Below are 7743 nucleotides of genomic sequence, written 5' to 3' on the forward strand. Positions count from 1 at the left end.
GGCGGTGCCGTTGCAAGATGCGGTACCCGTCAGATCCCCGCATACCATTCGTAGCCGCGATCCTCCCAGTAGCCGCCCCGGCCGTCGCCGATCCCGGACAGGCGCTCCACCACCTCGATCCGCATGACGTATTTGGCGTGTTTGTAGCCGAGCTGGCGCTCGACCCGCAGGCGCAAGGGGGCGCCGTTCGAGACGGGCAGGGCCTTGCCGTTCATGTCGTAGGCCAGGATCGTCTGCGGGTGGAAGGCGTCGGTGAGGTCGATGCTCTCGTAGTACCGGATCGGACGGCCGTTCGGACCGCCATCGCCGGCCTCTATCTCCGCCACGTCCCCGCCCTCGAGACCGCCACCGGCCATCTCCATCGTGTCGGCGCAATGGAACACGACGTAGCGTGCGTTCGGCTTCAGCCTCGCCCGGGTCAGGACTTCGCCGAGCGGGACGCCCGTCCATTTGCCGATGGCGCTCCACCCCTCGACGCAATCGTGCCGGGTGATCTGGGTCCGCGAGGGCAGGGCACGCAGGTCCGCGAGGGACAGGTCCTGCGGCTGTTCGACGAGGCCGTCGACTCTCAGTCTGAAGGTCGCGAATCCGGCCTGCACCAGGGCCTTGTAGCCGTCGTCCGGAGGGTCGATCGTCCCGTTCGGCTTGAACCGGGGCGAGATGTCGCCCTCGTCGAACTCGTGGGCGAGGGAGGTCGGCGTCAGCAGGAGGCGCTGCACGAACAGGTTGGCATCCTCCCCGAGCTTCAGCGTGCGCCGGCCCCAATCGCTGCCGGCGATGCGATCGCAGCCGCCGAGGACGGCGGAACCCAGCAGGCCGGCCACGCCGGTGAGGATGCCGCGACGGTTGGGAGCGCGCGTCATCGGCCCTTCCCCGGATAGGAGGTCTTGCCAGGGTAGGAAGTCTTGCCCGGATCGGAGGTCTTGGTGGTCTCGATGACGAACCAGCCGGTGACCATGCCGCGCAGGTTGTTCCAGGCCCCCGAGACCAGCACGAGCGCCACGTGGACGAGGGTGAACAGCACGAGCAGGTTCGTGACGATGAAGTGGACGGTCCGGGCCGATTGCCGGCCGCCGAACAGGGCGGGCAGGGGCAGCACGGCGTTGAAACCCGGCGACATGGCGAGGCCCGTGAGCAGCATCATCGGCAGGAGGAGGACGATGACGACGAAGTAGCTCAGTTTCTGCAGCGTGTTGTAGCGCCGGGCCTCCTCGCCCTTCGGGAAGGTCAGGGTGAGGTGCTCGCGGATCGAGCCGCCGAGATGCCGGATCTGGTCTCTCTGGGGCACGATCCGGCGGCGCAGCTGGCCGCTCTCGATGCCGTAGATGAGATAGATCAGCCCATTGATGAAGAAGGCCCAGGCGAACAGGAAGTGCCAGCGGCGCCCGGTGGCGAGGTCCTGGTGTGCCGGCAGGGTGATCCAGGCGGGGAAGGCCCGGCCCGTGGCCTGTCCCTGCGCGGTGGAGAGGCCGAGCCAGCCGGTCGTGTCGACCGTGTGATCGCCGATCCTGACGATTCCTCGCGCCGCGCCCTCCGCCGTCTCGTCGTTCGTGACGGCGAGGAGCGGCGCGTCGAAGGTCGAGGCCGAGCCCCAGTACAGGGCCGGATGGGCGTTGAATATCTGCAGCCCGCTCATCAGCAGCACGGCGAGGCAGACGAGGTTGATCCAGTGGGCGGCCCGAATCACCGCGGGGTGGCGGAAGATCCAGCGGCGGCGGATCGTCTCGATCCGTTCGTCGGGCCGTCTCGTCGTGCTGGCTGCCAAGGGGCGGACTCCGGCCTCGATCACGAATCGCGCCCATCTGAGTCAGCCGGAGGGCGCATTCTAAAGGAGACTACGAGCCACGGGGCGGAAAGGTTACACGCCCCCGTCACGCCGCGGCAGCAAGCGACCGGTCCCCGGCCCATCGCTCCTTGCCGCTCCCCGTCCGCCTCCCTATAGCCATGGTCTCAGAATGACCGTCGCACCCGCCTCCTTCCCCCATCGGCACCTTCTCGGCATCGAGGGGCTGTCGCGCCCCGATATCGAGGCCCTCCTCGACCGGGCGGAGGATGCCGTGTCCCTCTCCCGCCAGGTGGAGAAGAAGCGCACCACCCTGCGCGGCCGCACGCAGATCAACCTGTTCTTCGAGCCTTCGACGCGCACCCAGAGTTCGTTCGAACTCGCGGGCAAGCGTCTCGGCGCCGACGTCATGAACATGTCGGTGGCCTCGTCCTCGGTGAAGAAGGGCGAGACCCTCATCGACACGGCCGCCACCCTCAACGCCATGCGGCCCGACATCATCGTCGTGCGCCACCACTCCGCCGGCGCCGTGCATCTCCTGGCCCGTAAGGTCGATTGTTCGGTGGTCAATGCCGGCGACGGCGCCCACGAGCACCCGACCCAGGCCCTCCTCGACGCGCTCACCATCCGCCGCAACAAGGGGAGGATCGAGGGCTTGAGGGTCGCGATCTGCGGCGACGTCCTGCACAGCCGCGTCGCCCGCTCCAACATCATCCTGCTCCAGGCCATGGGCGCCCGCGTGCGGGTCATCGGCCCCTCGACGCTGCTCCCCACCGGGATCGAGCGCTTCGGCGTCGAGGTCTTCACCGACATGCGCAAGGGGCTCGAGGGCTGCGACATCGTGATGATGCTGCGGCTCCAGCGCGAGCGCATGAACGGATCCTTCGTCCCCTCGGTGAAGGAGTATTTCCGCTATTTCGGCCTCGATGCCGAGAAGCTGGCGCTGGCCGCGCCCGACGCCCTGGTGATGCATCCGGGACCCATGAACCGCGGCGTCGAGATCTCGTCAGAGATCGCCGACGGGGCGCAATCCCTGATCCGCGAGCAGGTGGAGATGGGGGTCGCCGTCCGCATGGCGGTCCTCGAAGCCCTCGCGACGCATCTGCCGAACGCGTGAGCGTGACGGCACATGCGCTTCACCCCATCCCCAGGAGGCTGCCATGCACCACAAAAGGAAACGCCCCAAGAGCGCCCGTGCCGGCTGCCTGCTCTGCAAGCCGCACAAGGCGAATGGCTGCTGCGCCGACCACAAGAACATGCGCGCCGGTGACCTGCGGCGCTACCAGGCGGGCACCGCGCAGCTTCGGTGCGAGGCCGCCGATTGAGGCGAGATTCGCATACGCCGCGTTCCCATGGAGAGGGTTGCGAAACCCCGACGACATGCTGAGTGTCTGGTTTTGGCTGGAGCGGTGGTTCACCGATACGCCCAACTTGGCAACCATCTTGTTCCGCGGGATGGCCACCGGTTTTATCGGCGCCCTTGCATTGATAGCGCTTGGGATCGCTTTCGATCTGTCAGGCGACATAGTCGCCCCGATGCTATTGGCTTTGCAGTTCGGGCTCATTTGCTGGATGGGTTGGGCCATCAACAGACGTCGAGCGGCACGATGAATCGCGACCGGCCAGTGGAAAGCTCCATGGTGCAAGACTGCCCAACACACGATAACGCTGCACCATGATCTCTCGACCTCTCCTCTTGATGAACGCCAGCCTCCTCGATCCGGCCACGAGCCGTGAGGGGCCGGGGCATGTCCTCGTCCGCGACGGCCGCATCGCCGACATCGCCTGGGGCGCGTCACCCGCTGCCCCCGAGGGCGCAGAGATCGTCGATTGCGGCGGGCATGTCCTGAGCCCCGGCCTCATGGATCTCCGCGCCTTCGTCGGCGAGCCGGGCGCCGAGCACCGCGAGACTTTGGCCAGCGCCAGCGCGGCGGCGGCGGCGGGCGGGGTCACCACCCTGGTCTGCATGCCGGACACCAACCCGGTCATCGACGGGCCGGCCATCGTCGATTTCGTCCTGCGCCGCGCCCGCGACACGGCCTGCGTCACCGTCCTGCCCGCCGCCGCCATCACCAAGGGGCTGGCCGGCCAGGAGATGACCGAGTTCGGCCTGCTGCAGGAGGCGGGAGCCGTCGCCTTCACCGATGGCCTCAAGGCCGTTCGCAACGCCCAGGTGATGCGCCGCGCCCTCACCTATGCCCGCGATTTCGACGCCCTGCTGATGCAGCACGTGGAGGAGCCCGACCTCGTCGGCGAGGGCGTGATGAACGAGGGCGAGATGGCCTCGCGGCTGGGCCTCGTCGGCATCCCGCGGGAGGCCGAGACGGTGATGCTGGAGCGCGACATCCGCCTCGTGCGCCTCACCGGCGGCCGCTACCACGCCGCCATGATCTCCTGTGCCGATTCGGTGGAGATCGTGCGGCGGGCCAAGCACGACGGCCTGCCCGTGACCTGCGGCGCCTCGGTGAACAACCTCGTCCTCAACGAGGGCGATATCGGCCATTATCGCACCTTCTGCCGGCTCTCGCCGCCGTTGCGGCACGAGACCGACCGCCTCGCCTTGGTGGAAGCCCTGAACGAGGGGGTGATCGACGTCATCGTCTCCGATCACAATCCTCAGGATGTCGAGACCAAGCGCCTGCCCTTCGCCGAGGCCGCCGATGGGGCGCTCGGCATCGAGACCCTGCTCGGCGCGGCGCTGCGCCTCGTCCATACCGGCGACGTGGCGCTGCCTCGCCTGCTGGAGGCCCTCACCGTCACCCCGGCGGCGATCCTGCGGCGCGAGGCCGGGCGCCTCGCCGTCGGCGCGCCGGCCGATCTGGTGCTGATCGACCCCGACCTGCCCTACGTGCTCGACAAGCGGCGCCTCAAGTCGCGCTCCAAGAACTCGCCCTTCGACGAGGCGCGGCTACAGGGGGCGGCGATCCTGACCATGGTCGGCGGGCGCATCGTCTTCCGGGCGGTGCAGGGTACGGAGGCGGCGGCGTGACCCTTCTGCTCGATGCCGGCTGGCCGCTCCTGCTCGCGAGTCTGGCCGGCGGCTATCTCGCCGGCTCGGTCCCGTTCGGGCTGATCGTCACGCGGTTCGCCGGCCTCGGCGACGTCCGCGCCATCGGCTCGGGGAATATCGGCGCCACCAACGTGCTGCGCACCGGCCGCAAGGGGCTCGCCGCCGCGACCCTGCTCGGCGATGCGCTGAAGGGCACCCTCGCCGTGCTGGTGGCCGCCCGCTTCGGCGAGGGTGCCGCTCTGGCGGCGGGGCTCGGCGCCTTCCTCGGCCACCTCTTCTCGGTCTGGCTCGGGTTCAAGGGGGGCAAAGGAGTCGCCACTTTCCTCGGCGTGCTCCTCGCCTTCAGCCCCATCGGCCTCGCCGCCTTCGCGGCGATCTGGCTCGGCCTCGCCTTCACGTTGAAATACTCGTCGCTCGCCGCGCTCGCCGCCTCGGCCGCGACACCCATCGTCCTGTGGGCGGCGGGACAGCCTGCGGTTGCGCTGCTCTTCCTCGTGCTCGCGATCCTGCTATGGTGGAAGCACGCTCCCAACATCCGCCGACTGCTCGACGGCTCCGAGGGGCGGATCGGGCAGAAGGGCTGACCCGATAGTCCGTCGAAGGAGGTCCGGGGCATGCAACTCAACCCCGCCCAGCGCCTCGACTGGCTCCGGTTGATCCGCACCGAGGGTGTCGGCCCGCGCACCTTCCGGACCCTGATCAACCGCTTCGGCGGAGCCGGCGCGGCGCTGGAAGCCCTGCCGGACCTCGCGAAGCGCGGGGCCAAGCGCGTCGTGCCGGTGACGCGGGCGCAGGCGGAAGCCGAATTGGAGGCCGCGGCCAGGATCGGGGCCCGCCTCGTGGCCATGGGCGAGGACGATTACCCCAAGCTGCTCCAGGCCGCCGATTCGGCGCCGCCCCTGATCGCGATCCGGGGTCAGGCGGCGATCCTTTCCCGGCCCGCCATCGCCATCGTCGGCTCCCGCAACGCCTCGGCCGCCGGCCTCGGCTTCACCGAGCGTCTGGCGCGGGGCCTCGGCGAGGCCGGCCTCGTCGTGGTCTCAGGGCTGGCGCGCGGCATCGATGCCCGCGCGCACAAGGCCTCCCTGGGCTCGGGGACGGTGGCGGTGCTCGCCGGCGGCCAGGACCGGATCTATCCGGCCAACCACGAGGCCCTGGTGGAGGGCATTCTCGATGCCGGCGGCGCGGTGCTGGCCGAGATGCCCATGGGCTGGGAGCCCCGCGGCCGGGACTTTCCCCGGCGCAACCGCATCATCTCCGGCCTCGCCTACGGCACCGTGGTGGTGGAGGCCGCGCGCCGCTCGGGCTCGCTCATCACCGCGCGCTTCGCCCTGGAACAGGGCAGGGAGGTCTTCGCCGTGCCGGGCTCGCCCCTCGACCCGCGCGCCGAGGGCACCAACGACCTCATCCGCCAGGGCGCGACCCTGGTCTCGGAGGTGGAGCACGTCACCTCCGCCATCGCGCCGCTGATCGGGCGCGGGGATTTCGAACAGGGGACCGGCCAGCTCGCCCTCGACCGGCCCGACCTCGCCGACGCGCCGATCTTCTGGGACGAGCTCGACGGGATCGGCGGCCCGGCCCCCGAGGCGGAGGAGGAGATCGAGGGTCTGGAGCCCGAGGAGGCGGAACCCGCCGACGACCGCGCCCGCCTCATCGCCTATCTCAGCCCGACCCCCATCGGCACCGACGACCTCGCCCGCGCGGCGGGACTCAGTGTGCGCATCGTCCAGACGACGCTGCTGGAACTCGAACTCGACGGCCGGATCGAGCGGCATGGCAGCGGAGCGGTGTCGCTGGTGTCGTAGGGAGGACGGGTGTCCGTCCCTCTTGCGTCCCTCTCCCCCTTGTGGGGAGAGGTCAGGAGTGGGGGTGGCTCCGCCAGCCTCCGTAAGCCGAGGGTCGCCCGACCACCCCCACCTCCAACTCCTCCCCACAAGGGGGAGGAGGGTAGGGCGGCGCATCCCGCGACATGTGTGAATGCGCCGCCGGCGGGGATGCGCCCCCTACCGCAAAAAGTCCCCGAACGAGCGTGGGCCGTCCGGCACCGGGATGTCCTTGATCACCTTGAGCGTCGTCGCGTCGATGACGCCCAGGGTGTTCGAGCCCCAGTTGGTCACGTAGAGAAGGCTGCCGTCGCGGGAGGCGGCGATGCCTTCCGGATGGTCGCCCACCTCGATGGCCGCCACGTTGGTGAGGGTCTTCAGGTTGAACACCGTCACGGTGTTCGAATACTGGTCGGTGACGAAGCCCCGCGTGGCGGTCAGCGCCACCACATAGGGCCGCTCGCCGGTGGTGACCCGGCCGAATTCCCGCCGTCCGGCCACATCGATGACGGAGACGTCGTTCGACATGACGTTGGCGGTGTAGGCGCGGGTGCCGGTCTCATCGAGGGTGATGCCGAACGGGTGCTCGCCCACCGGGATCTTCACCGTCTCGGTGGCGGTGGCCGCATCGACCAGGGAGACGGAATTGCCCTCGCGGTTGGCCACCAGGATCGTGGCGCCGTCCGGCGTCACCGCGATGCCCGAGGGCGAGGCGCCCACCTGGATCTCGGTCTCGATCCTGGAACCGTCGGCCGAGACCACGAAGATCCGGCTGCCGTACCAGTCGGCCACGTAGACCGCCCCGGATTTCGGATTGACGGCGACGCCGAGCGGGCCGCCGGGCAGGGCGAGCGTGCCCGTCACCGCGCGGGCGTCGAGATCGACGATGGCGAGGCCGTGGCCCTCGGGGCGGGTGACGTAGGCGGTCTTGCGATCGGGCGACAGGGCGATGCCGGCCGGCGCCCCGTCCACCGGGATCTGGGCGGTGACGACCTGCGTGTCGAGATCGACCACGGCGAGAATGTTGGCCCCCTGCGCCGTGACCAGGGCCTCGTCGGCGAGGGCGGGGGCGGTGAACAGCGTAAGGAGCAGGCCGACGACCTGCGCCACTCTCCTCCCCCTTGTGG

General features: G+C 69.7%; 9 protein-coding genes. 6 read left to right on the forward strand and 3 right to left on the reverse strand.

The window, feature by feature from the left end; all coding sequences use genetic code 11:
* Window positions 1–29 precede the first annotated feature (29 nt).
* Together MBTS_RS08745 and MBTS_RS08750 are read right to left on the reverse strand one after the other, a co-directional pair.
* A complete protein-coding gene (locus tag MBTS_RS08745; protein WP_192215429.1) occupies window positions 30–863 on the reverse strand; it encodes a molybdopterin-binding protein in 834 nt (277 codons plus the stop codon).
* The gene (locus tag MBTS_RS08750) at window positions 860–1765 is read right to left on the reverse strand and encodes a cytochrome b/b6 domain-containing protein (protein ID WP_147832716.1); all 906 of its coding nucleotides are present in this window, start codon (window positions 1763–1765) and stop codon (window positions 860–862) included. The genes MBTS_RS08745 and MBTS_RS08750 overlap by 4 nt, the downstream gene beginning before the upstream one ends.
* A gap of 190 nt (window positions 1766–1955) precedes the next feature.
* On the opposite strand from MBTS_RS08750, the gene MBTS_RS08755 reads away from it, so the two are divergent.
* The 6 genes from MBTS_RS08755 to dprA all read left to right on the forward strand — a co-directional run bounded on the left by MBTS_RS08755 (window position 1956) and on the right by dprA (window position 6598).
* Complete coding sequence (locus MBTS_RS08755; protein WP_056149536.1) at window positions 1956–2900, forward strand: aspartate carbamoyltransferase catalytic subunit; 945 nt, start codon at window positions 1956–1958, stop codon at window positions 2898–2900.
* A gap of 43 nt (window positions 2901–2943) precedes the next feature.
* Complete coding sequence (locus MBTS_RS08760) at window positions 2944–3108, forward strand: hypothetical protein (protein WP_156629686.1); 165 nt, start codon at window positions 2944–2946, stop codon at window positions 3106–3108.
* 55 nt (window positions 3109–3163) lie between these two features.
* Entirely contained in the window at window positions 3164–3394 is a 231-nt protein-coding gene (locus MBTS_RS08765; RefSeq protein WP_147832717.1) for a hypothetical protein, read from the forward strand.
* Window positions 3395–3458: 64 nt separating this feature from the next.
* Entirely contained in the window at window positions 3459–4772 is a 1314-nt protein-coding gene (locus MBTS_RS08770; protein ID WP_147832718.1) for a dihydroorotase, read from the forward strand.
* Window positions 4769–5377 carry a glycerol-3-phosphate 1-O-acyltransferase PlsY gene (gene plsY, locus MBTS_RS08775; RefSeq protein ID WP_147832719.1) on the forward strand — a complete coding sequence of 203 codons (609 nt, stop codon included), beginning with the start codon at window positions 4769–4771 and terminating at the stop codon, window positions 5375–5377. Before MBTS_RS08770 ends, plsY begins: the two co-directional genes overlap by 4 nt.
* Before the next feature lie 30 nt (window positions 5378–5407).
* Window positions 5408–6598, forward strand: coding sequence for a DNA-processing protein DprA (gene dprA / locus MBTS_RS08780; protein WP_147832720.1), 1191 nt, complete (start codon window positions 5408–5410; stop codon window positions 6596–6598).
* A gap of 198 nt (window positions 6599–6796) precedes the next feature.
* Here the strand turns inward: dprA and MBTS_RS08785 are convergent.
* The coding region (locus MBTS_RS08785; RefSeq protein ID WP_425324818.1) for a virginiamycin B lyase family protein at window positions 6797–7743 on the reverse strand (947 nt) is incomplete at its 5' end.

The sequence above is a fragment of the Methylobacterium bullatum genome, from assembly GCF_014845095.1.
In the GTDB taxonomy this organism is placed as follows: domain Bacteria; phylum Pseudomonadota; class Alphaproteobacteria; order Rhizobiales; family Beijerinckiaceae; genus Methylobacterium; species Methylobacterium bullatum.

Bases quoted from the DNA above. Each gene is read 5' to 3' on its own strand.
- dprA (WP_147832720.1), top strand. From the start codon at position 5,408: ATGCAACTCAACCCCGCCCAGCGCCTCGACTGGCTCCGGTTGATCCGC.
- MBTS_RS08770 (WP_147832718.1), top strand. From the start codon at position 3,459: ATGATCTCTCGACCTCTCCTCTTGATGAACGCCAGCCTCCTCGATCCG.
- MBTS_RS08745 (WP_192215429.1), bottom strand. From the start codon at position 863: ATGACGCGCGCTCCCAACCGTCGCGGCATCCTCACCGGCGTGGCCGGC.
- MBTS_RS08755 (WP_056149536.1), top strand. From the start codon at position 1,956: ATGACCGTCGCACCCGCCTCCTTCCCCCATCGGCACCTTCTCGGCATC.
- MBTS_RS08760 (WP_156629686.1), top strand. From the start codon at position 2,944: ATGCACCACAAAAGGAAACGCCCCAAGAGCGCCCGTGCCGGCTGCCTG.
- MBTS_RS08765 (WP_147832717.1), top strand. From the start codon at position 3,164: ATGCTGAGTGTCTGGTTTTGGCTGGAGCGGTGGTTCACCGATACGCCC.